The sequence below is a fragment of the Erwinia sp. 1181_3 genome (genome assembly GCF_052824965.1).
This window is the reverse complement of record NZ_VTDE01000001.1, coordinates 956,002-977,690: the sequence shown is the minus strand read 5'-3', so window position 1 is coordinate 977,690 and position 21,689 is coordinate 956,002. Positions and strand designations below refer to the sequence as shown.

Annotated in this window: 19 protein-coding genes and 4 tRNA genes; 10 read left to right on the top strand and 13 right to left on the bottom strand. The window is 55.0% G+C overall.

Annotated features, from left to right (window positions below):
- Positions 1-30: 30 nt before the first annotated feature.
- Together FY046_RS04360 and FY046_RS04355 are read right to left on the bottom strand one after the other, a co-directional pair.
- A tRNA-Val gene (locus FY046_RS04360) sits at positions 31-106 on the bottom strand.
- Between the two features lie 54 nt (positions 107-160).
- Positions 161-236: transfer RNA gene (locus FY046_RS04355), tRNA-Val, on the bottom strand.
- Between the two features lie 258 nt (positions 237-494).
- Between FY046_RS04355 and gltX the strand changes: the two genes are divergently transcribed.
- On the top strand, positions 495-1,904 hold the full coding sequence (gene gltX, locus FY046_RS04350) for a glutamate--tRNA ligase (RefSeq protein WP_133841217.1): 1,410 nt from the start codon (positions 495-497) through the stop codon (positions 1,902-1,904).
- 43 nt (positions 1,905-1,947) lie between these two features.
- Here gltX and FY046_RS04345 read toward each other — a convergent pair whose 3' ends face one another.
- Together FY046_RS04345 and FY046_RS04340 are read right to left on the bottom strand one after the other, a co-directional pair.
- Positions 1,948-2,298, bottom strand: coding sequence for a YfeC-like transcriptional regulator (locus FY046_RS04345; RefSeq protein ID WP_133841218.1), 351 nt, complete (start codon positions 2,296-2,298; stop codon positions 1,948-1,950).
- Positions 2,299-2,452: 154 nt separating this feature from the next.
- The gene (locus FY046_RS04340) at positions 2,453-3,241 is read right to left on the bottom strand and encodes a formate/nitrite transporter family protein (protein ID WP_446185785.1); all 789 of its coding nucleotides are present in this window, start codon (positions 3,239-3,241) and stop codon (positions 2,453-2,455) included.
- A gap of 350 nt (positions 3,242-3,591) precedes the next feature.
- On the opposite strand from FY046_RS04340, the gene FY046_RS04335 reads away from it, so the two are divergent.
- Positions 3,592-3,667: transfer RNA gene (locus FY046_RS04335), tRNA-Ala, on the top strand.
- Positions 3,668-3,717: 50 nt separating this feature from the next.
- Positions 3,718-3,793 (top strand) — tRNA-Ala (locus FY046_RS04330).
- Between the two features lie 219 nt (positions 3,794-4,012).
- On the opposite strand, the gene FY046_RS04325 is transcribed toward FY046_RS04330, so the two are convergent.
- Positions 4,013-5,197, bottom strand: coding sequence for a NupC/NupG family nucleoside CNT transporter (locus FY046_RS04325; RefSeq protein ID WP_133841220.1), 1,185 nt, complete (start codon positions 5,195-5,197; stop codon positions 4,013-4,015).
- Positions 5,198-5,637: 440 nt separating this feature from the next.
- Here FY046_RS04325 and FY046_RS04320 point away from each other — a divergent pair, with 440 nt between their 5' ends.
- The gene (locus tag FY046_RS04320) at positions 5,638-6,876 is read left to right on the top strand and encodes an Nramp family divalent metal transporter (RefSeq protein ID WP_133841221.1); all 1,239 of its coding nucleotides are present in this window, start codon (positions 5,638-5,640) and stop codon (positions 6,874-6,876) included.
- Positions 6,877-6,927: 51 nt separating this feature from the next.
- On the opposite strand, the gene FY046_RS04315 is transcribed toward FY046_RS04320, so the two are convergent.
- The gene (locus tag FY046_RS04315) at positions 6,928-7,296 is read right to left on the bottom strand and encodes a DUF2502 domain-containing protein (protein ID WP_159336160.1); all 369 of its coding nucleotides are present in this window, start codon (positions 7,294-7,296) and stop codon (positions 6,928-6,930) included.
- A gap of 197 nt (positions 7,297-7,493) precedes the next feature.
- A complete protein-coding gene (gene mgrA, locus FY046_RS04310; RefSeq protein WP_133841223.1) occupies positions 7,494-8,483 on the bottom strand; it encodes an L-glyceraldehyde 3-phosphate reductase in 990 nt (329 codons plus the stop codon).
- A gap of 206 nt (positions 8,484-8,689) precedes the next feature.
- Between mgrA and FY046_RS04305 the strand changes: the two genes are divergently transcribed.
- Together FY046_RS04305 and glk are read left to right on the top strand one after the other, a co-directional pair.
- Positions 8,690-10,342, top strand: coding sequence for an alpha-keto acid decarboxylase family protein (locus FY046_RS04305; RefSeq protein ID WP_133841224.1), 1,653 nt, complete (start codon positions 8,690-8,692; stop codon positions 10,340-10,342).
- A gap of 167 nt (positions 10,343-10,509) precedes the next feature.
- On the top strand, positions 10,510-11,475 hold the full coding sequence (glk, locus tag FY046_RS04300) for a glucokinase (RefSeq protein ID WP_133841225.1): 966 nt from the start codon (positions 10,510-10,512) through the stop codon (positions 11,473-11,475).
- A gap of 33 nt (positions 11,476-11,508) precedes the next feature.
- Here the strand turns inward: glk and FY046_RS04295 are convergent, their stop codons facing one another.
- From FY046_RS04295 to FY046_RS04285, 3 genes are all read right to left on the bottom strand, one after another.
- Complete coding sequence (locus tag FY046_RS04295; protein WP_133841226.1) at positions 11,509-12,237, bottom strand: LytR/AlgR family response regulator transcription factor; 729 nt, start codon at positions 12,235-12,237, stop codon at positions 11,509-11,511.
- 14 nt (positions 12,238-12,251) lie between these two features.
- Positions 12,252-13,934, bottom strand: coding sequence for a sensor histidine kinase (locus FY046_RS04290; RefSeq protein ID WP_159336681.1), 1,683 nt, complete (start codon positions 13,932-13,934; stop codon positions 12,252-12,254).
- Positions 13,935-14,118: 184 nt separating this feature from the next.
- Entirely contained in the window at positions 14,119-15,369 is a 1,251-nt protein-coding gene (locus FY046_RS04285) for a DUF1479 domain-containing protein (RefSeq protein WP_446185784.1), read from the bottom strand.
- 123 nt (positions 15,370-15,492) lie between these two features.
- Between FY046_RS04285 and FY046_RS04280 the strand changes: the two genes are divergently transcribed.
- Both FY046_RS04280 and alaC read left to right on the top strand, forming a co-directional pair.
- Positions 15,493-16,020, top strand: a complete 528-nt coding sequence (locus FY046_RS04280) for a GNAT family N-acetyltransferase (protein ID WP_133841228.1) — start codon at positions 15,493-15,495, stop codon at positions 16,018-16,020.
- 118 nt (positions 16,021-16,138) lie between these two features.
- Complete coding sequence (gene alaC / locus FY046_RS04275; protein ID WP_133841229.1) at positions 16,139-17,374, top strand: alanine transaminase; 1,236 nt, start codon at positions 16,139-16,141, stop codon at positions 17,372-17,374.
- Between the two features lie 43 nt (positions 17,375-17,417).
- Here alaC and ypdK read toward each other — a convergent pair whose 3' ends face one another.
- The 3 genes from ypdK to FY046_RS04260 form a co-directional block, all read right to left on the bottom strand.
- Positions 17,418-17,489: a membrane protein YpdK gene (gene ypdK, locus FY046_RS04270; RefSeq protein WP_133842100.1), complete on the bottom strand. Its 72-nt coding sequence runs from the start codon at positions 17,487-17,489 to the stop codon at positions 17,418-17,420.
- 99 nt (positions 17,490-17,588) lie between these two features.
- Complete coding sequence (locus FY046_RS04265) at positions 17,589-18,617, bottom strand: HlyD family secretion protein (protein WP_133841230.1); 1,029 nt, start codon at positions 18,615-18,617, stop codon at positions 17,589-17,591.
- Positions 18,618-18,619: 2 nt separating this feature from the next.
- Positions 18,620-20,227 carry an MFS transporter gene (locus FY046_RS04260; RefSeq protein WP_133841231.1) on the bottom strand — a complete coding sequence of 536 codons (1,608 nt, stop codon included), beginning with the start codon at positions 20,225-20,227 and terminating at the stop codon, positions 18,620-18,622.
- A gap of 166 nt (positions 20,228-20,393) precedes the next feature.
- Here FY046_RS04260 and FY046_RS04255 point away from each other — a divergent pair, with 166 nt between their 5' ends.
- Both FY046_RS04255 and FY046_RS04250 read left to right on the top strand, forming a co-directional pair.
- A complete protein-coding gene (locus tag FY046_RS04255; RefSeq protein ID WP_133841232.1) occupies positions 20,394-21,179 on the top strand; it encodes an IclR family transcriptional regulator in 786 nt (261 codons plus the stop codon).
- Positions 21,180-21,192: 13 nt separating this feature from the next.
- The gene (locus tag FY046_RS04250; protein ID WP_133841233.1) at positions 21,193-21,642 is read left to right on the top strand and encodes a universal stress protein; all 450 of its coding nucleotides are present in this window, start codon (positions 21,193-21,195) and stop codon (positions 21,640-21,642) included.
- Positions 21,643-21,689 lie beyond the last annotated feature (47 nt).

The window sequence follows — 21,689 nt, the reverse complement described above, 5'->3', positions numbered from 1 at the left end:
GTTACTGCTTACCAAGACTTCACCGAGATATGGTGGGTGATGACGGGCTCGAACCGCCGACCCCCTCCGTGTAAAGGAGATGCTCTACCAACTGAGCTAATCACCCACATCTCAAATCTCTGGGTACTGCTTACTACGCGGGCATCATTCATATCATGAATGGTGGGTGATGACGGGCTCGAACCGCCGACCCCCTCCGTGTAAAGGAGATGCTCTACCAACTGAGCTAATCACCCCCGCTGTGTGGAGTCGCATTATAGGGATACGCGGAAATGAGTCAACGCTTTTTCAGCGTAAAATGTGTGTTCGTCGTAAAAATAATCAGGATGTTCTCATTTCAGGCAAAAACAGTGGCTTGCTGAGCACCATGGGGGCGAATCCCTGGCTGCAAACAGGGATTCGCGTTGAGGATTCGCCCGCAGGTGATAGAATGTGGCCCACGAAAAAATTGTTCTGACTCTGGCCAAAGCCTCCGCGTAATAAGGCATTCATTAATGAAAATCAAAACCCGCTTCGCTCCCAGCCCAACTGGTTACCTGCATGTTGGCGGCGCTCGTACCGCACTTTACTCCTGGCTGTTTGCCCGCAATCACGGCGGTGAGTTTGTGCTGCGTATCGAAGATACCGACCTGGAGCGTTCAACTCAGCAGGCGATCGATGCCATTATGGATGGCATGAACTGGCTGAATCTCGACTGGGATGAAGGCCCGTACTACCAGACCAAACGTTTTGACCGCTATAACGCGGTGATTGATCAGATGCTGGAAGCAGGCAGCGCTTATAAGTGCTACTGCTCGAAAGAACGTCTGGAAGCGCTGCGTGAAAACCAGATGGCTAACAACGAGAAGCCACGTTATGACGGCCGCTGCCGCGACAGCCATGAGCATCACGCCGATGATGAACCTTGCGTGGTGCGTTTCCGCAACCCGCAGGAAGGCTCTGTGATCTTTGACGATCAGATCCGTGGTCCCATCGAGTTCAGCAACCAGGAACTCGACGATCTGATTATTCGTCGTACCGACGGTGCACCAACGTACAATTTCTGCGTCGTGATCGATGACTGGGACATGGAAATTACCCACGTTATCCGTGGTGAAGATCATATCAACAACACCCCGCGCCAGATCAACATCCTGAAAGCCATTGGTGCACAGGTGCCGGTTTACGCGCACGTTTCTATGATCCTGGGTGATGACGGCAAGAAGCTGTCTAAGCGCCACGGTGCAGTGGGTGTGATGCAGTATCGTGATGACGGCTACTTGCCGGAGGCCCTGCTTAACTATCTGGTGCGCCTGGGCTGGTCTCATGGCGATCAGGAGATCTTCACGATTGATGAGATGAAGTCGCTGTTTGACCTTGATGTGGTCAGCAAATCTGCCAGCGCCTTTAATACTGAAAAGCTGATGTGGCTGAATCATCACTATATCAACACCCTGGCACCGGAATACGTTGCGACCCATCTGCAATGGCATATCGAGCAGGAAAACATCGATACCCGCACCGGTCCGGAGCTGGCGCAACTGGTTACCCTGCTGGGCGAGCGTTGTAAGACGCTGAAAGAGATGGCCGCGTCATGTCGTTACTTCTATGAAGAATTTGACGAATTTGATGCCGATGCAGCCAAGAAACACCTGCGCCCGGTCGCGCGTCAGCCGCTGGAAGTGGTGCGTGACAAGCTGGCTGCCATTACCGACTGGACGGCTGAAAATGTCCATCATGCCATTCAGGCAACGGCCGATGAGCTGGAAATCGGTATGGGTAAAGTCGGTATGCCGTTACGTGTTGCGGTAACAGGGGCAGGGCAGTCGCCTGCGCTTGATGTGACCGTGCATGCCATTGGGCGTTCACGCAGTGTGGCACGCATTGAAAAAGCGCTGGCGTTTATCGCCACCCGCGAAGCCTGACAGACAGCATAAAAAAACCCCGGCTTATTGCCGGGGTTTTTAATCAGTCATTAATGCCCAGTCGTTGCAAAATCCCCTGAATACCCTCGCGCAGCAGCATGGCTGCCAGTTTGTCCTGTTCTTCACCGCTCAATTGCTGCAGAGAAGTGATTAACAGTGAAGGAAGCGAATTCTGATTTACACGATATTGAGCATTCGGTTCTGCTGCATGACGTGTGGATTTAAGAAAGACTTTCACGCGCTCATCAATATGAATCATGCGCGCTTTCCCACCTTGAACGCCGGGTTTCGGTGCGGTCGTCCAGTTTTCTTTCTTAACCCACTTATTGATAGTCTGTCTGCTAAAACCTGTTTGCTGTGCCAGTTCTTCCGGCGTTAACCAATCCTTTTTCACGCTCTTGTCCCTTTTGCCGAATAAAAGTCATTAGCATATTACAACAATTCATCACGCGAACAACTAACACAAATTACTAACCTTGGCAGGGCAAAGTGTAAAAAAGTGGTGCTGGATCGAGAAATATCCCCTAAAACAGCAGGGGATACTCATATTAGCGGGAAACAGAGCTTTCAGGTTGTGGGGCGCGGTAAGCGACAAAATAGGCCAGACCGACAAAAATAGCGCCACCAACCGCATTGCCAAGAAACACCGCAACAAAGTTAGGCAGGTATTCGGCCCAGCTCAGGTAGCCCGCAAAAATGGCAGCAGGAACGATAAACATATTGGCGACCACGTGCTGGAAGCCAATGGCAACGAACGCCATGATCGGGAACCACATCCCGAAGATTTTGCCCACCACATCTTTACTGGCAAACGCAATCCAGGTGGCAAGACACACCAGCCAGTTACAACCGACACCAGAAATAAAGGCGTGCAGGAAATCGGCATTCACTTTCGCGCTGGCAACGGCGACCGTTTTCTTCAGATAATCCCCTTCCGTCATTCCCAGCATATGGCCGAAGAACCAGGCGATGGTGACGCTGCCAATAAAGTTAGCGAGGGTGACCCAGAACCAGTTACGCATGACACTCAGCGCAGAAATCTGGCGGGCAAACCACGCAACGGGCAGCAACATCATGTTGCCTGTTAGCAGCTCTCCCCCCGCCAGCACGGTCAGGATAATCCCTACCGGGAAAACCGCCGCTCCCAGCAGCGTGCCAAATGACCCCCAGCCAACGGGCAGTTGGGTGACGACATGAATATAGAGAAGAAAACCAAAGGCGATAAAAGAACCGGCGAGAAAGCCCAGGATAAATAAAGAGGAAATCGGGGTACGACTTTTGATCACGCCTGCCTGAACGACGACAGCCGAAATCTCTTTTGGAGTGTGCAAGGACATAATAGCTCTGGTGTTGTGAGTTGCTGGTAAAGTGCCAGATTTCGCCGCTCTCTGAAAATAGGTGATCATCCGTCACGGAGTAGGCCTGGCATTCAAAATCCGGCGCAGTCTTGCATGGTCAATTAACAAAAACAAGTAGCTTTTAGGCTCATTATTAACGTGTGATTAACACAATACAGGGGAGTCAGCGCGTAATGCGTTACAGGTGTGATAAAAACAGAGGGTTAGCGCTTTTCTGGGCGCTTTGACGGCTTTTTCAGCGATCGATCTCAGATTGTTATTTTGGCGTTGACACCAACCCCACTGTTTCATATTATCCCCGCCGTCAACACGACAGAGTTTTTCGGCTTGGGGGTATAGCTCAGCTGGGAGAGCGCTTGCATGGCATGCAAGAGGTCAGCGGTTCGATCCCGCTTATCTCCACCACATCTTCACCAGCAGATGGGGTGGCACCGAAAAACGCAGAGTTTAGTAGTGGGGGTATAGCTCAGCTGGGAGAGCGCTTGCATGGCATGCAAGAGGTCAGCGGTTCGATCCCGCTTATCTCCACCAAATTCTCAATAATTTCGATGATGTACCCATAATCTGCTTCGGCGGATTTTTTTTCGTTTCTATTTCCCCCCTCCGAATATTTTTTCAGCGACAGGATCGTTGGTGGTCACTCTTAGGCTTTGTTTAAGCGTCTGTGAGGCGGTTGAGGCGTGGGAAGGCTTAGCGTAGACGGGAAGGCAGGGAAGGAAAGAAAGCGGGGCCAGAGGCCCCGCCAGGTGATTACAGCACCAGACCGGCAATGGATGCCGACAGCACACTCACCAGCGTTGAGCCGTACAGCAGTTTCAGACCGAAGCGGGATACCACGTTACCCTGTTCTTCATGCAGCCCTTTGATCGCCCCGGCAACGATACCGATAGACGAGAAGTTAGCAAAGGAAACCAGGAACACGGACAGGATGCCTTCCGCGCGTGGTGACAAGGTGGAGGCAATCTTCTGCAAATCCATCATCGCCACAAACTCGTTCGACACCAGTTTGGTGGCCATGATGCTACCGACCTGCAACGCTTCATTGCTCGGCACGCCCATCACCCAGGCAAACGGGAAGAACACATAGCCGAGGATACCCTGGAAGCTGATACCGAAAATGGTATCAAACAGGGCATTGATGGCAGAGATCAGGGCGATAAAGCCGATCAGCATCGCGGCAACAATCACCGCCACTTTGAAACCGGCCAAAATGTACTCGCCCAGCATTTCAAAGAAGCTCTGGCCTTCATGGGTGTTACCCAGTTTCAGGTCTTCTTCACTGTCCACGCGGTACGGGTTAATCAGCGACAACACAATAAAGGTACTGAACATGTTCAGCACCAGCGCGGCCACCACATACTTCGGCTGAAGCATGGTCATGTAGGCACCCACAATTGACATCGACACCGTGGACATCGCGGTAGCGGCCATAGTGTACATACGGCGCTCTGACATCTTGCCGAGGATATCTTTATAGGCAATAAAGTTTTCTGACTGTCCCAAAATCAGTGAACTTACGGCGTTGAAAGATTCCAGTTTACCCATGCCGTTGACCTTCGACAGCACGGTACCGATGGCGCGGATGATGATGGGCAGGATGCGGAAATGCTGCAAAATACCGATCAGCGCAGAGATAAACACGATAGGGCAGAGGACGTTGAGCCAGAAGAAGGCCAGGCCTTTATCACTCATATTGCCAAAGACGAAGTTGGTCCCTTCCGCCGCGTACTTCAGCAATTTTTCGAACATATCAGAAAAACCTTTAACGAACCCGAGGCCCGCTTCTGAGTTCAGGAAGAACCAGGCAAGCAGAACTTCGATCACTAAAAGCTGTACCACAAAACGGATACGGATGTTTTTACGATCGCGGCTGACCAACAAGGCCAACAGGGCGACCATCGCCAGTGCCAAAGCAAAGTGCAGAATGCGGGACATATTTGCTCCAAATTAGAGGGCTGTTATATTTCGTTGCACATTCTATGTAACAAGAACCGGAAAAACGAGATCTATACCGCAATATAACAATTCCCTATTGCATCAGATTTCAGAAAAGCTTGAGCCGTCACATGTTTTCAACCCATTTGAACCCATTTCGTTACGTTCAGGCACTTTAATGCTCGATCCACTAATGCTTTGCAACACTCTTTTGCTGAAAAAATGACCCCCTAGCTGGTAAGTGATTTCCGAATACCCTACAGTGAAAACGGTTGCTGATTTTTTGGCTATGCCGTAATTTATTCCAAAGTATAGCCAGTGCTATACTTCATAGTGTTGGCTATCACTGCAATCAGAATAACCGTTCTAAATGCACTTGATAATCATTATCAATTAAAGGCACTATAGTTGCCGGGTGAATCGTCTCAGGGGTAACAACTATGTTCGGAAGCCGCACTGCGGAGCAGAACATTCGCAGTAGTCGTAAAATCAAATTTGCCTTAATGGGGCCAGCCTTTATTGCGGCAATTGGCTACATCGACCCCGGCAACTTCGCAACCAATATCCAGGCAGGGGCTTCCTACGGCTATACCCTGCTGTGGGTGGTGGTGTGGGCGAACATTATGGCGATGGTCATCCAGCTGATGTCAGCCAAGCTGGGCATCGCCACCGGCAAAAACCTGGCCGAGCATATCCGCGACCGCTTCCCCCGTCCCGCCGTCTGGTTTTACTGGGTGCAGGCAGAAATTATCGCGATGGCGACCGATCTTGCTGAATTTATTGGCGCTGCGATCGGTTTCAAACTGGTGTTCGGCGTCAGTTTGTTACAGGGCGCGATGCTCACCGGGGTCGCCACCTTCCTGATCCTGATGCTGCAAAGTCGCGGCCAGAAGCCACTGGAGCTGGTGATCGGGGGGCTGCTGCTGTTTGTTGCCGCCGCTTATGTGATCGAGCTGTTCTTCTCTCAGCCGAAAGTGGTCGATTTGCTCCAGGGAATGGCCGTGCCTTCGCTGCCCACGGCGGATGCCGTATTACTGGCGGCTGGCGTGCTGGGGGCGACGATTATGCCTCATGTCATTTATCTGCACTCGTCGCTGACACAAAAAGGTGATGGCGCCACGCGGACTGAGCGTTACGCCTCCACCAAACTGGACGTGGCGATTGCGATGACGATTGCGGGTTTTGTTAACCTGGCGATGATGGCAACGGCAGCGGCGACGTTTCATTTTAGCGGTCACAGCGGTATTGCTGACCTTGACCAGGCCTACCTGACCCTTGATCCGCTGCTGGGTAAAGCCGCCGCCATGGTGTTCGGTCTGAGCCTGCTGGCTGCCGGTTTATCATCTACGGTGGTGGGGACCATGGCGGGTCAGGTGGTGATGCAGGGCTTTATCCGCTTCCATATTCCACTGCTGGTGCGCCGCGTGGTCACCATGCTGCCTTCTTTTATTGTGATTATGGCGGGCTGGGAGCCAACACGCATTCTGGTGATGAGCCAGGTGCTGTTAAGTTTTGGTATTGCGCTGGCGCTGGTGCCACTGCTGGCCTTTACCGGCAATCGTGAGCTGATGGGCGATATGGTGAACTCGCGTCTGATGCAGAATGTCGGCCGCGCCATTGTGGCCGTGGTGGTGGTGCTGAATGGTTATCTGCTTATCGCGATGGCGATAAATCTGTAGGGGCCAGGCATGCCTGGCCCATTTATCTGGGGCCGGGCATGCGACATGCTGTTACCAGCGGTCGTGACGGTCGCGTTCATGATGACGTCGCTCATTCTCATGATGGCGCCATTCGCGGCGACGATCGTGGTCGCGCCAGCGACGTTCCCGCTCCCACTCCTGATGACGGCGCATTTCTTCATGACGGCGCCACTGCTCGTGTCGCCACCAGCGGCCCTCATCGTAGCGATAATTATTACGCCACCAGTGATTGTCGCGCCAGCGGCCGCCATCCCAGTAACGTCCACGATCGTCGCGATCGCCTAAATGCAGTGTAATGCCAGGCGCCAGTGTAATACGGGCGCTGTCGGCGTGAGCTGTGTGCATCGCCAACGGGGATAAACTTGCCAGCAACGTGGCAACAAGCAATAAGCGTTTCATATTATCTCCTTTATCAGTGGTCTGACTTCCCCACCGTAGGAGCACAATATAAACACTTCATCGCCGTTACGCCTGGCGAACTCTGAAAAAACAGGGAACAGGTTGATTTGGGATTTATCTGGAGGGAGCAGAGGCGGGGTTAACGGTAAGGGCCGATCTTTTTATTGATCGGCCCTGATAGCGGGCGTACTGAAATATTAACCGAGAATCGTTTCTATCTCAGCCAGTTCATCGGCGCTAAAGCGACGGTTACCCAGCATCTGCACCGCATCATCAATCTGACTGGTTTTACTGGCACCGATCAGCACCGAGGTGACCCGGTCGCCGCGCAACACCCAGGCCAGCGCCATCTGCGACAGTTTCTGCCCACGGCGCTGCGCCAGCGCATTCAGACGCTGAACTTTATCCATCTTCTCTGGCGTCAGTTGATCACCACTCAGGAAGCGACTGCCGCTGGCGGCACGGGAATCCTCAGGGATACCGTTAAGATAGCGGTCGGTCAGCATGCCACCGGCCAGCGGTGAGAAGGCGATGCTGCCAACCCCCTGTTCTGCCAGCACATCCAGCAGTCCTGTTTCCGGGGCGCGTTCAAACATCGAATACTTCGGCTGATGGATCAGGCAAGGGGTTCCGAGTGCTTTCAGCAGGGTGATCGCCTGCGCTGCTAACTCTGCCGGGTAGTTAGATAACCCAACGTACAGTGCCTTACCCTGGCGTACCAGATGGTCAAGGGCGGTCATGGTCTCTTCCAGCGGTGTTTCCGGGTCCGGGCGGTGATGATAGAAAATATCCACGTACTCCACGCCCATACGTTTCAGGCTCTGGTCGAGGCTGGAAATCAGATACTTGCGCGATCCCCAGTCGCCGTAAGGGCCATCCCACATGGTGTAACCGGCTTTGCTGGAAAGCACCAGTTCATCACGCAAGGCGCGGAAATCCTCACGCAGGATGCGGCCAAAATTTTCTTCAGCCGAACCCGGAGGGGGGCCATAGTTATTGGCCAGATCGAAATGAGTGATACCGTTATCAAAAGCATGACGCAGCAGGTCACGACTGTTATCTACGCGGGTACTGTCACCAAAGTTATGCCACAAACCGAGGGAGATGGCCGGGAGCTTCAGGCCGCTGCGCCCGCAGCGGTGATAAGTCATTGTCTCGTACCGCTGGGCATCTGCTTGATAAACCATGAATAAATCCTGTTGTTAAAACGTTGGGGTCGTTGAACAGCATAGTAGTGTATACGGTTACACTGAATGAAATCGGGCGGCGGATCGCAACTTAAGGATAATTCCTGGCCCGTAACGATCTGTTGCCATTTCACCCGGCATCTTTCCGATAACAGAATGAAAATAATCACCAATACTGAGAACAGAAGCCACAGAGGAGCAGGGCGATGAACAGCTATACGGTGGGTGACTATCTGCTTGCGCGGTTAAATGAAATCGGTATCGATCACCTGTTTGGGGTGCCCGGTGATTACAACCTGCAATTTCTCGATCATGTGATTGATCATCCCCGGCTGGCCTGGGTCGGCTGTGCCAATGAACTGAATGCGGCCTATGCTGCTGACGGTTATGCCCGCTGTCGCGGCGTTGCGGCGCTGCTGACCACGTTTGGCGTCGGTGAGTTAAGCGCTCTGAACGGCGTGGCGGGCAGTTACGCTGAATATCTGCCGGTAATTCATATCGTAGGCGCCCCATCGCAAACCTCGCAGAACAACGGCGAACTGCTGCATCACACGCTGGGTGATGGCGATTTCGGTCACTTCCTGCGCATGCATCAGGAAATCGCGGTGGCCACTACGGTGCTTACCGCCGACAACGCGGCGGCAGAGATTGATCGTGTCCTGTTGTGTGCATTAACCGAGCGCCGCCCGGTCTATCTGCTACTGGCAACCAATGTGGCGGAAAGTCCGTTGCCGCCGCCTGTTGATCCTCTGACACTGGCCCGGGAAATCGATCGGGAACAGCTCGCCGCCTTTGCGGATAAGGCTGAAAGCCTGCTGGCCGCGGCGGGCAGCGTGGCGATGCTGGCGGATTTTCTCGCCGACCGTGCCGGGCAACAGCCCCTTTTACAGCGCTGGCTAACGGATATTCCGATGCCGTTTGCCACGCTGCTGATGGGTAAAAGTGTGCTGCCGGAAACCCAGTATGGCTTTGCCGGAACCTATGCCGGATCGTCCAGCGCTGAAAGTACCCGGGCCGTTATTGAGCAGAGCGATGTGCTCATTGCGATTGGCGTGAAATATACCGACACCATTACCGCCGGATTTACGCAAAACATCACCCGCAGTCGGACCATTGATGTTGGCCTGCACGGCTGCCGGATAGCCGAACGTGATTTTCCGCGCATACCGATGGCGGCGGCGCTGGCGGTGTTACATCAACTGGCACGCCAGCATGGTCGAGGCTGGCAGCGGGGGATTGTGGCACCGCCGGAAATGGACAGCGCGAGTTCGGACAGTCTGATACAAAGCACGTTCTGGCTGGCAATACAGGACTTTCTGCGCCCTGGCGATATCGTGCTGGCCGATCAGGGGACGGCGGCATTTGGCGCTGCCGCGCTGCGTTTACCTGAAGGGGCACGTTTGCTGGTGCAGCCGCTGTGGGGATCGATTGGCTACACGCTGCCGGCCGCTTTCGGTGCCCAGACCGCGCAGCCGCAGCAGCGTGTGGTGCTGATCATCGGTGACGGATCGGCGCAGCTGACGGTGCAGGAGTTGGGTACCATGCTGCGTGACGGGCAAAACCCGGTGATCTTCCTGCTGAACAACGACGGCTATACTGTCGAACGTGCCATCCACGGTGCACAGCAGCGCTATAACGATATTGCCCCCTGGGACTGGACGCGTCTGCCGCAGGCATTGAACGTCGACAGTCAGGCGCAGAGCTGGCGTGTGACGCACACGGTACAGCTGCGGGAGGTGATGGCGCTGCTTGAGGCGCCATCACGCCTGTCGCTGGTGGAAGTTGTACTGCCACAGCAGGATATTCCGCCGCTGCTGGCGTCTGTCACGCAGGCACTGCATCAGCGTAACAGCCGATAACCGCCGTTTGACTCGCAATTCAGACAGTTGCCCGTGGGAAAGGGACACTAATCCCGTTAAGGTAGCCATTATCAGATTTAACGCTCACCTTTTTCCCGGTGAGCGTTGTTGTTTTAGCGGGGGAAATTTATAGTGTGTCTAATTGACTTGAGCGGAGCAAAACAATAATGACCAGCTATGCCTTGGTGGGTGATGTCGGCGGCACAAATGCGCGTCTGGCACTGTGTGAAGTTGAGAGCGGTGCTATTTCACAAGCCAAAACGTTTTCCACAGCAGAGTATGACAATCTGGAAGCGGTGATCCGCGCTTATCTCGATGAGCAGCAGCAGGACATCAAACATGGCTGTATCGCCATTGCCTGCCCGATCACTGAAGACTGGGTTGAAATGACCAACCACGACTGGGCGTTCTCTACCAGCAAGATGAAAGCCAGCCTGGGCTTTGAAACGCTGGAAATCATCAACGATTTCACTGCGGTATCCATGGCCATCCCGATGCTGAAGGAAGACCATGTGTTGCAGTTCGGCGGTAAATCGCCGGTGCAGGACAAACCGGTGGCCGTGTATGGCGCGGGAACGGGCCTGGGCGTGGCACATCTGGTCCATGTTGATAAGCGCTGGGTCAGCCTGCCGGGGGAAGGGGGGCATGTTGATTTCGCCGCGAACAGCGAAGAAGAAGATCAGATCCTCGAAGTGCTGCGTGAAGAGTTGGGCCATGTGTCTGCCGAGCGTATTCTCTCCGGTGGCGGGCTGGTGAACCTCTATCGGGCGATTGTTAAATCAGATGACCGGGTGCCAGAAAATCTGAAACCGCGTGATGTGACCGAACGCGCCTTGCAGGACAGCTGCACTGACTGCCGTCGCGCCCTGTCCATGTTCTGCGTGATTATGGGGCGTTTCGGCGGCAACCTGGCGCTGAATCTGGGCACGTTCGGCGGCGTATATATTGCCGGGGGCATTGTTCCGCGTTTCCTGGAGTTCTTCAAAGCCTCCGGTTTCCGTGCAGCATTTGAAGATAAAGGCCGTTTTAAAGATTACGTCTCCGGCATTCCGGTTTACCTGATCACCCACGATCAGCCAGGCCTGCTGGGCGCGGGTGCGCATCTGCGTCAGACGCTTGGTCTGGTACTGTAATTCCCGCCTGTACAAGGCAACGGATGCGGAGAATTACAGCCGCATCAGTTGCCGAAACTCTTTCACCTTGCTGCGACTCACCGGCACCTGGAACTCAAGATCGCGTAGTTTGAGAATATAGGTGTTGTTAAACCAGGGTTCGATCTCACGAATTTTGCTGAGATTGACGCAGTAGGATCGGTGGCAACGGAAGAAATACTCATCCGGCAGCCGCTGACAAAATTCCGTCATGTTCATCGACATCACATACTCTTCGCGCCGCGTATACACAAACGTCAGCTTTTCATGGGCTTCCGCGTAGTAGATATCATTAATATCGGTAACGATAATGCGTTCGTCTTTCACCAGATTGATGGTGTGCGGCGCAGGACGCGTGGCCGCCGGACTGAGCGAGGCGCTGCTCTGCACATGATTTTCCAGCTTACGCAGCAAGGTAATGAGGCGCATTTCGGACCAGGGCTTCAGAATGTAGTCGAATGCCTCCAGCTCAAAGGCTTCTACCGCATGCTCTTTGTAGGCCGTAATAAACACGATCAGCGGTTTATTGGCGAATTTACTGATATTTTGCGCCAGCAGCATGCCATCAAGTGACGGGATATTAATATCCAGAAAAATCACGTCGACCTGATGGGTTTGCAGATACTTCAGCACGTCCAGCCCGTCATCAAACGTTGCTTCAATGGTGATCTGGCTATGCTCGCGGATCAGCCAGCTCAACTCCTGTTGGGCCAGAAACTCGTCTTCTACAATGATTGCTTTCACGTCATACCTCGGGTTCAGGCCAAAGAAATACTGGGTTTTTCAGGCAAACCTGCACCATTTTTACTGATATAGAAGGCAATCTCCGTGCCGGGATTCAGGCGGTGAATGTGCAGTCCTTCACCGTACAGCAACTTCACCCGGTGATGGACATTCAGCAGACCGATTTTATTCCCCGGCATCTCATTACGTTCCACCCGTGCAATCACATCTTCACTGATGCCCTGCCCGGTATCCCGCACCGCAATGCGCACCCGGTCGCCCAGGTCGTGAATACTCAGCGTCACCACGCCTTTCCCCCGGAAGGGATGGATGCCGTGCATGATGGCATTCTCCACCAGCGGCTGAATGAGCAGGCTGGGCAGTGAGCAGTTGACGTCCTCTTCGATATCATAGATGACCGTCAGCTTATCCCCGAAGCGGGCCTGCTCGATGGCAATGTAGTCCTTCACCTGGTAAAGCTCCTTCTTGATATCAATGATCTCGTCATCGTTCAATTCCAGGTTATAGCGCAGATAACGGGACAGATTGGTAATGAGCTGGCGCGCGGTGTCCGGATTGATGCGGATGGAAGAGGAGATCGCATTGAGGGCGTTAAACAGGAAATGCGGGTTAATTTTGCTCTGTAATGCCCGCAGTTCAGCCTTGTTAGCCATTTCTCGCAGCTGTTCCGCGCGCGAGACTTCCAGCTGGGTCGAGATAATCTGCGACAGGCCCACCGCCATCTCCTTCAACGACCAGGTGATGCGGTGAGCATGGCGGTAGTAAATTTTCAGCGTGCCGGTGACTTCGCCTTTTTCCCAAAGCGGAATGACGATCATCGAATGAATTTCAGGGGTGCGGTGGGCTTCATCATTGTTTTTGATGATGATCTTCCCTTCCGAAATCGCAGCCGCCGTGGTCGGGCTGATGCCATCATCACCGTCGCGGTAGTTCTCTTCTCCCACACCAACATAGGCGAGGATCTGGGTGTTGTTGGTCATTGCCACCGCATCGGCATTGATGTCATCACGAATAATGTGGCACACCTGGCTAAGAGACTGGCTGTTGACCTGGCGGAACAGCGGCAGGGTTTTATTGGCAATATCCAGCGCCAGCTTGGCCTGACGGGCGGCAATGGCTTCTTTTTCTCCCTCCACGCTCTGCACCAGCAGAACGATCAGCCCGATGCTGGCCGCACCGAGGATCATCGGAATGGCGATTTCCGAGACAATATCCAGCCCCAGCGCAGTCGGGGAGGCCCAGACGACAATCAGCAGCATGGTCAGTGATTCGCAGGCCATCCCGCCAATAATGCCAATGCTCCAGCGCTTCTCCTTGACCACTTTCAGATTGATCCAGCCGGAGACCACCCCGGCGACAATGCTGGTGATCAGGCAGGGCACCGAGGTGACGCCATCAATGTCGATCAGGAAGCGGTGCGTCCCGGCAATCACCCCGGTCGCAATGCCCACCCAGGGGCCGAACAGGATCCCGCCGGACATAATCGCAATGGTGCGAACGTTAACCAGTGAGCCTTCAACGTTGATCCCGGTCCAGGTACTGAACAGCGCAAACAGCGAAAAAATGGTGGTGACGGCGATCAGTTCCTGGCGCGAATGCTCATCTTTTTGCAAGAGCTGGCGGAAATGGCGGGTACGGGTAATGAAGAACAGGCAGATTAACATCAGCGCTGCGCGGTCAAACACGGCGAGCAACATCTCAAACATCGAATGCACGGGCGTCTCGGCTGGTGGGGATAATGTGCCTATGATAGGGAATGTGGGGGGGATGTGCCAGGCATCAACGTGGTGCAATGCGCAAATCCCCTGCGTAGGGGTCAGGCATGCCTGACCCGGGGTGATCCAGGACGAGGCGTGCCTCGCCCCTACGCCACAATAAATGTTAACCGTCCTGGGATAGCATCTGTTTCCTGCCTGATGGCGTCAAATCGTCTTCCGTCGCCCGGCCAGAAAAATCGACTTCAAAATTATCCGCAGCGAAATCCGGTGGCGAACGCCCGTCGACAAAAGCAGGCCACTGGCGTTGCAAATAGGTGGCATTCTTTTCGCACCAGGGGGCCGCAGCGATATACATCACATTGCTGTCAAACTCACCCAGATGTTCATTCTCCACTGCATGCACCACGTCGCAGTGCCAGAACACCGTGTCACCCGGTTCCATATCAGGAATAGAGGAAAAACCTTCAAGTAAAAGAGGATGGAATTTTTCACTGACCGATAAGGCACGCCCTGGCGCGGCACCGCACAGATCATCGTCTGCCACATCATCCTGTAGTGCGCGCAGTAAAATCCACGCCATCGCATTGGCAATTGGCAGCAGTTTCAGCGTACCGCCGTGTTTGCGCTGCGGCGTCAGCGCTGTCCAGCCCTGGAACGTACGGAACATTGAGCAGACGGCGGGAGAGGGGAACTCGCGTACTTCGGTGCGTCCTTCGGCATCAAACGGATTATATTGCTGCCAGTGGCCGCTAAAGACATGGCGGTAAACGTGACGGAAATTCTCATCCAGCCAGCGCTCCAGTGAGCCGCCGTCAACGTGCGGCGACAGGCCCAGCGAGCCAGAATGAGGGGGACGGCGGCGAATGCGATCGGCGTAGCTGACACTACGCGTGGGATCAAAATGCTGTTTACCCGCGCTTTCGGTCTGCCAGAGGGAATTGAGGAACACCTGTACCGCCTGCATCCGCGCATCCTGACGTGCCTGCACCTGCGGCTGTGACCAGTAAACGCCATAAATCTGCGGCTTTCCCTGCTTCAGATCGCCAAAGTAATTATCCTCCGCCGCATTTTGCAGCTTCTCAACAAACTGATTGTCGTCAAGATAGCGGCAAATATGCGTGTTCCACTCCGTGGCCTGCGCGCGGGGGAAGACGCCACGCACCGTGCAGCAGCCGCGCTGGCGGATGCGTTTTTTTTGCTGTTCTGTGACGCGATGGTTCAGGATATCGTTGGCATCAAGTTCCGGCACCGGATGTTCGCCGCGCTGCTGTTCTGCCTTAAGGGCATGGATCTGGAGGTGCATCTCGTCATCCAGCTCGGCAAAGACGGCGCGGTAGTGGGGAAGCTGCTGGCGTAGCTGGTGTTTTATCGTGCGAATCGCATCCGGGATATTGTCAATTTTGAGATGGGACATTGTCGTTCTCCTGTGACAAATTCATTATCATGGCCTTACTGCTGCGGATCATTACACGGCGAAAAAGCGGCAGATAAAAGAGATGTGTTCTTTGTGGTTTTTCCCCTTTTAGCGAGATGGCTTATGCAACTCACGACTGAGCGACTGATCCTGACCCGGCTACAGCCGGAAGACTGGCAGCTGTTCCTTGCGGTACACAGCGATGAAACCTGCATGAAATTTATCAGCGCGGTGCCGCAACTGGCCGATATCCGCCAGCGTTTTCATGACCGTCTGGCTCCCTGGCAGATCACCAGTTTCCACATGCTGTGCCTGGTGGTGCGGCGCAAAGAGGATGGCCGGGCTGTGGGGCTGATGGGAGCTAACCCGGAGTGGGCACCGCATCGTCAGGCGGAAGTCGGTTACTCACTGTTGAACGACTGTTTTGGTCAGGGGTACGGCAGCGAAGCGCTGGGCGCGCTGTGTGATTTTCTCTTCAATGAGTGTGAGTTTCACAAGTTGAAAGCGCAGGTGGTGGAGGGGAACCATGCTTCGCGTCGCGTGCTGGAAAAAAACGGCTTCACGCTGGAAGGGACACTACGGGATAATTACCTGTTACGTGGCAAATGGGTGAATGACTGGCTGTTTGGGCGCATTAACCCGGCCCAGTAAAAAATTTTATTCTGCCTATCGACAGGTTACAGAAAGGTAAGATATGTTGATTCCTCGACCACCGCAGTGGTCAGCGTCGCTCGGATGGTCCGGGCGCTTACGTGAATCAGAGGTTGCTATGACTGACAATAATTCCCCACGCCGTTTTTCCCGTATTGAACGTCTTCCCCCGTATGTTTTTAACATTACCTCCGAATTGAAGATGGCAGCCCGTCGTCGCGGTGAAGATATTATCGACTTCAGTATGGGTAACCCGGACGGCCCGACGCCGCCGCATATCGTGGAAAAACTCTGCACCGTGGCGCAGCGCGAAGACACGCACGGTTACTCCACCTCACGCGGTATTCCCCGCCTGCGTCGTGCGATTTCACGCTGGTATGCCGACCGCTACCAGGTGGACATTGACCCCGAATCGGAAGCGATTGTCACCATTGGCTCCAAAGAGGGGCTGGCGCATCTGATGCTGGCCACGCTCGATCACGGCGATACCGTGCTGGTGCCGAATCCGAGCTATCCGATCCACATCTACGGGGCGGTGATCGCCGGTGCGCAGGTGCGCTCTGTGCCGCTGGTAGCGGGCGTCGACTTCTTTAACGAGCTGGAACGCGCCATTCGCGAAAGCTATCCGAAGCCGAAGATGATGGTCCTCGGCTTCCCGTCAAACCCGACCGCGCAGTGTGTGGAGCTGGACTTCTTTGAGCGAGTGATTGCGCTGGCGAAACAGTACAACGTGCTGGTGATCCACGATCTCGCCTACGCCGATATTGTCTACGACGGCTGGAAAGCCCCGTCTATCATGGAAGTTCCGGGCGCACGTGATGTGGCGGTGGAGTTCTTTACGCTGTCCAAAAGCTACAATATGGCGGGCTGGCGTATCGGCTTTATGGTGGGTAACAAAGAGCTGGTGTCTGCGCTGGCGCGTATCAAAAGCTACCATGATTACGGCACCTTCACCCCGTTGCAGGTGGCGGCGATTGCGGCGCTGGAAGGCGATCAGCAGTGCGTACGCGATATTGCCGAGCAGTATAAACGCCGCCGTGACGTGCTGGTGAAAGGTCTGCATGAGGCGGGCTGGATGGTGGATAACCCGAAAGCATCGATGTACGTCTGGGCGAAAATTCCCGACCACTATGCGCACCTGGGATCGCTTGAGTTTGCCAAACTGCTGTTACAGGAGGCGAAGGTGTGTGTGTCGCCGGGTATCGGCTTTGGGGATTACGGTGATACGCACGTGCGCTTTGCCCTGATTGAAAACAGCGACCGTATTCGTCAGGCGGTCAGAGGCATTAAAGCGATGTTTCGGGCTGAGGGTATTTTAGCGAGTGCCACAAAAAGCGGCGAAGACGACGTCTGAAAACAGTAAGGGTCAGGTTGTCCTGACCCCTTCACTTTTATCCCTACACCATCAGATAGAAAGTGCCAACCCAGATTAACAGGATAAAAGAGATTCCCATCAAAGCATATTTCACGAACAATTCCTCTAAACGCCTAAAACAGGCAGGATCGGACGCTAATCTACCCGCATTCCCTTGCGAAATAAAGGTGATTGTTCTGGGATCTTTCTCACATTAATGCATTTCTAATTCTGGAACGACGGACATACCAACGCGCAGTCGTGGCAGGTCTGACTGGCCCGGTTCCAGCACGATTTTTACCGGCAGGCGCTGCACGACTTTGGTGTAGTTTCCGGTCGCGTTATCAGCAGTAATCGCCGCAAAAGTTGAACCTGTAGCAGGGGCAATACTGTCAACATGGCCGCGCAGCGTCACGCCTGGCAGGGCATCGACCGTCACTGAAACTGGTTGCCCCTGGGTCACATGGGCCAGCTGGGTTTCAAGGAAGTTTGCCACCACATAGCTTTGCTGCAAGGGGACGACCGCCAGCAGACGTGTCCCCGCTGCGACCCACGCCCCCTGACGCACGGCCCGCTGGCCAACGCTGCCTGAAATCGGTGCGGTAATCTGCGTATAGGAAAGGTTGAGCTGCGCCTGATCGACGCTGGCCTGCATCGCCGCAATATCCGCATCCGCCTGCTTCACGCTTGCCTGCAAGACGGCAACTTCTTTGCGTGCGGCCAGTACGGCAGCCTGGCTCTGCTTAACCTGCGCTGCCGCACTTAACATCGTTGAACTGGATTTCTGTTGCTCATCGGCGGTCGCGGTGCCGCTTTTCAGCAGGCGACGATAGCGGTCAGCATTTTGTCCTGCGTAGTTCAGCGTGGCCTGGCTGGCGCTAACGGCTGCTTCGGTCTGGGCGATGGTCGCTTTCTGCTGCTCCAGTTGGGCTTCTATGCTGCTGCGTTTCGCTTCGCTGACCTGAAGATTGGCGTTGGCGGTTTCCAGTGCCACACGATAGTCGCGGTCATCAATGGTGGCCAGCACATCACCGGCTTTCACCTGCTGGTTGTCAGTCACATTGACCGTGCGGATATAGCCGGACACTTTGGGGGCCACCAGCGTGTAGTCAGCGGCGATCACGGCATCATCGGTCCGCAGGTGATGGCGATTGATCGCTGACCAGATGAAAAAGGCGATGGTCAAAAGTACCAGCAGCAGCAGTACCAGCAAAGAGGTGCGTTTAGCAGGTGTGAAACTCATTGTTATGATCTCGATGTTTGCGGAGCTGAAGTTAACAGTGTTTGTGGCGGCCAGACGCGTTTTGGTAGCCAGGCGGTCAGAAGGATCAGCAGCAGTGCGAAGCCAATAATCATCAGATAGCTGTCGCTGAGGCTGAGGATCACCGCCTGGTGTTTCACCAGCGTGCTGAAATGGCTGAGATTCTCAACCGAGCTGGCCGATCCATCCGGCAGCAGCGGCATCATGCTGCTGGCCGTGTCGCTACGGGTGGCGGTCATCAGCCACGGGCGGTTACCCAACTGATCGACCAGCGTATGCGAATGGAATTTTTCCCGATGGGTGAGGAAATTTTCGACCAGCACGCCAGCGGCGACGCTGGAAAAACCCCGGACAGTATTAAACATGGCGGAAGCGAAGGGGCCCTCCGGTGGCAGCACCACGCTGGTGGCGCTCATCAGCACGGGCAGGATCATCATCGGCTGACCAAACGCCTGTAGCGCCTGAATTAACCAGAAATTCTGTCGCGCCCACTCCGAGGTGATCTGCATCCCCAGTACGCAGGAGAGGATCATCAGCCCGGCACCTGCCGTCAGCATCCAGCGGCAGTCAATCCAGCGCAGATTCAGTAAGGCCGCGAGCAGGGGGGCAATCACCAGCTGCGGTAGCCCAATGGTCAGCGCCAGCGGAGCAAACTGCGCGGTGCGGAATCCTTCTATCTGACCGAAATACGCCGAGGGCAGGGCCGACCCCGACAGCGCGACCATCAGTACGCCCGCGAGGACCAGCAGTCCATGCGTCAGATTTTTACGTTGCAACATTTGCAGCCGGAACAGTGGCAGCGGATGGAACCATTCATTAATGAAGAACACGACCAGCAGTGCGGCGGCGCTCAGTAACATGCCGCTGATGAGCGGTGACTGGAACCAGTCCAGCCGTTCGCCCTGCGTCAGCGCCAGCACCAGCAGCGCGATACCGCTACAGCCAGTCAGCATCCCCAGTGCGTCAATCTGGCGGAAACGTTCGAGACGCAATGGGTCCTGCGGCAATCCGCGGCTAATCAGCAACGTGGCGATCAGACACGGCGGGATCACCTGCCAGAAGGTGAACTGCCAGCCGACGGAATCGGTCCAGAAAGCGGCAAGTGACGCCGCCATATTCGGGCCAAACGTTGCCGTCATGGCATAAGCGGCCAGTCCGTAAAGCTTGATGCCGGGGGGCAGAAAGCGCAGGGCAACCGTCATCAGCATGGGGGGCAGCGCACCCCCAAAAATCCCCTGAATCACCCTGAGAGCGATAAAGCCTGAGGCATCGGTCACCAGCGGTTGGACTGCCGCAATCAGGCAGAATCCGAGGGTGACTGACAGCGTAAAACGGCGCAGTGAGAAGGTGACCGCAAACCAGGGGGCGATCATCATGGCGGCCACTTCTGCGGCCTGGTAAGCGGAGGTGATCCAGCTGCCGGTATCAAAATCGATCCCCAGCGCGGTGCGAATATCAGCCAATGCCAGGTCGGTCACGCGATCGTTAAGACCGGAGCTGAGCGCGGCGATCAGTACACCCACCAGGCCCAGCGCCAGGCGAAGAGTAAAAGGGTGCGGAGACGGCGGCATCGCCGCTGGCTGGCCATTCATAGCAGGTATCCCGGACGAGAATTATTATTATCGATGCAGTGTATTGCATCGTGATACATTGAGCGGAATATTACATGGTGATGCGCTGTATTGCAATGTGATACAGCGTGTCCAGTAAGCCAAATAGTGCTACAGTATTTGCCGATGACAAGGAAAGAGAATCCCTATGTTTGAGTCCGCAACCTGCCGTGATGACGAACGTATCGGCGGCATTCAGGTGATCACGCGCGCCGCGAAAATTCTTGATGCGTTGGGCGCAAAACCGAACGGAATGAGCCTCGGCGAAATCGCTCTGGCGGTCGATTTGCCGCGTTCCACCGTGCAGCGCATCGTCAACGCGCTGGATTCAGTGCAGCTGGTGCGCAGCCACGGCGCGGCCGGTGGCGTTCGGCTTGGCCCGGCTCTGCTGCGGCTGATCGCCAACGTGCATACCGATGTGGTGGCTATTGCTCAGCCATGGCTTCAGGCACTGTGCGACACCACCGGAGAAACCGTGTCGCTGGCCCGGGCCAGCGGCCTGCAGTTGGCGATTGTGCATTATGTTGTGGCTGACCGGGAACTGCGGGTGGTGCCACGCATAGGCATGAACCTGCCGCTCTACAGCACTTCCGGTGGCCGTGCGCTGCTGGCGCTGGAGAGCGATGACGCTGCCAGAGAATTGGTGGGTGAGGCTTATCAGGCCATTACCGAACTGACCGTGCGCGATTTCCCCGCGTTGCTGGCACATTTAACCGAAATTCGTCGTACCGGTCTGGCGTATGACCGGGGCGAGACGCTGGAAGGGATCTCCACGATGGCCGTGGCAATCGACACGATTCTGGGACGCTTTTCCATCAGTCTTCTGATCCCTGGCGCCCGTTTCCAGCGGCATGAAGCACGTAATCGCGAGGCGATCCTCAAATGCAAAGAGGCGCTGATCGATGAAATTGGAAAAGTTGCATTACGAGACTGACAGGAGAAGGGCTATGAAAACGCTTTTGGTCGCTGTTGATAATTCGGTGATTGCCCGCAAAGTGATTCAGCTTGCGACCGAACAGGCACTGGCCTTGCAGGCAGAGGTGGTGGTGCTGTGCTGTGTGGATGCCAGCTATGCGGCATCCGGTCCGTTTGATATTGAAGCGGGCGAAGATCCCGGCGACTTTGGTCTGGCGCTGGATGAGCAAAATACCGCAGAAGGCGTTGTGCGTCAGGCGTTAGCCGAGCTGCATCGTGCGGGTGTGGCAGCGCGTGGGCGCGTCGCTGCCGGAGAATCGGCAGAAACCATTGTGGCCCAGGCGAACAGCCTGAACGCAGCGATGATCATCATGGGTCGCCGTCATCTCTCCTCCTTTAACCGTCTGCTGAAAGGCTCTTGCAGTGCTGCGGTGATTGAACGTGCCAGTTGCCCGGTATTACTTGATGTGCGCGTCGACTAACATTTCTAACGGGCCGGTTATCCGGCCTGATAACGTCAGGGTTCTGT

Bases quoted from the DNA above. Each gene is read 5' to 3' on its own strand.
- gltX (WP_133841217.1), top strand. From the start codon at position 495: ATGAAAATCAAAACCCGCTTCGCTCCCAGCCCAACTGGTTACCTGCAT.
- FY046_RS04340 (WP_446185785.1), bottom strand. From the start codon at position 3,241: ATGTCCTTGCACACTCCAAAAGAGATTTCGGCTGTCGTCGTTCAGGCA.
- FY046_RS04325 (WP_133841220.1), bottom strand. From the start codon at position 5,197: ATGTCCCGCATTCTGCACTTTGCTTTGGCACTGGCGATGGTCGCCCTG.
- FY046_RS04320 (WP_133841221.1), top strand. From the start codon at position 5,638: ATGTTCGGAAGCCGCACTGCGGAGCAGAACATTCGCAGTAGTCGTAAA.
- FY046_RS04315 (WP_159336160.1), bottom strand. From the start codon at position 7,296: ATGAAACGCTTATTGCTTGTTGCCACGTTGCTGGCAAGTTTATCCCCG.
- mgrA (WP_133841223.1), bottom strand. From the start codon at position 8,483: ATGGTTTATCAAGCAGATGCCCAGCGGTACGAGACAATGACTTATCAC.
- FY046_RS04305 (WP_133841224.1), top strand. From the start codon at position 8,690: ATGAACAGCTATACGGTGGGTGACTATCTGCTTGCGCGGTTAAATGAA.
- glk (WP_133841225.1), top strand. From the start codon at position 10,510: ATGACCAGCTATGCCTTGGTGGGTGATGTCGGCGGCACAAATGCGCGT.
- FY046_RS04290 (WP_159336681.1), bottom strand. From the start codon at position 13,934: ATGTTGCTCGCCGTGTTTGACCGCGCAGCGCTGATGTTAATCTGCCTG.
- FY046_RS04285 (WP_446185784.1), bottom strand. From the start codon at position 15,369: ATGTCCCATCTCAAAATTGACAATATCCCGGATGCGATTCGCACGATA.
- FY046_RS04280 (WP_133841228.1), top strand. From the start codon at position 15,493: ATGCAACTCACGACTGAGCGACTGATCCTGACCCGGCTACAGCCGGAA.
- alaC (WP_133841229.1), top strand. From the start codon at position 16,139: ATGACTGACAATAATTCCCCACGCCGTTTTTCCCGTATTGAACGTCTT.
- FY046_RS04265 (WP_133841230.1), bottom strand. From the start codon at position 18,617: ATGAGTTTCACACCTGCTAAACGCACCTCTTTGCTGGTACTGCTGCTG.
- FY046_RS04260 (WP_133841231.1), bottom strand. From the start codon at position 20,227: ATGAATGGCCAGCCAGCGGCGATGCCGCCGTCTCCGCACCCTTTTACT.
- FY046_RS04255 (WP_133841232.1), top strand. From the start codon at position 20,394: ATGTTTGAGTCCGCAACCTGCCGTGATGACGAACGTATCGGCGGCATT.
- FY046_RS04250 (WP_133841233.1), top strand. From the start codon at position 21,193: ATGAAAACGCTTTTGGTCGCTGTTGATAATTCGGTGATTGCCCGCAAA.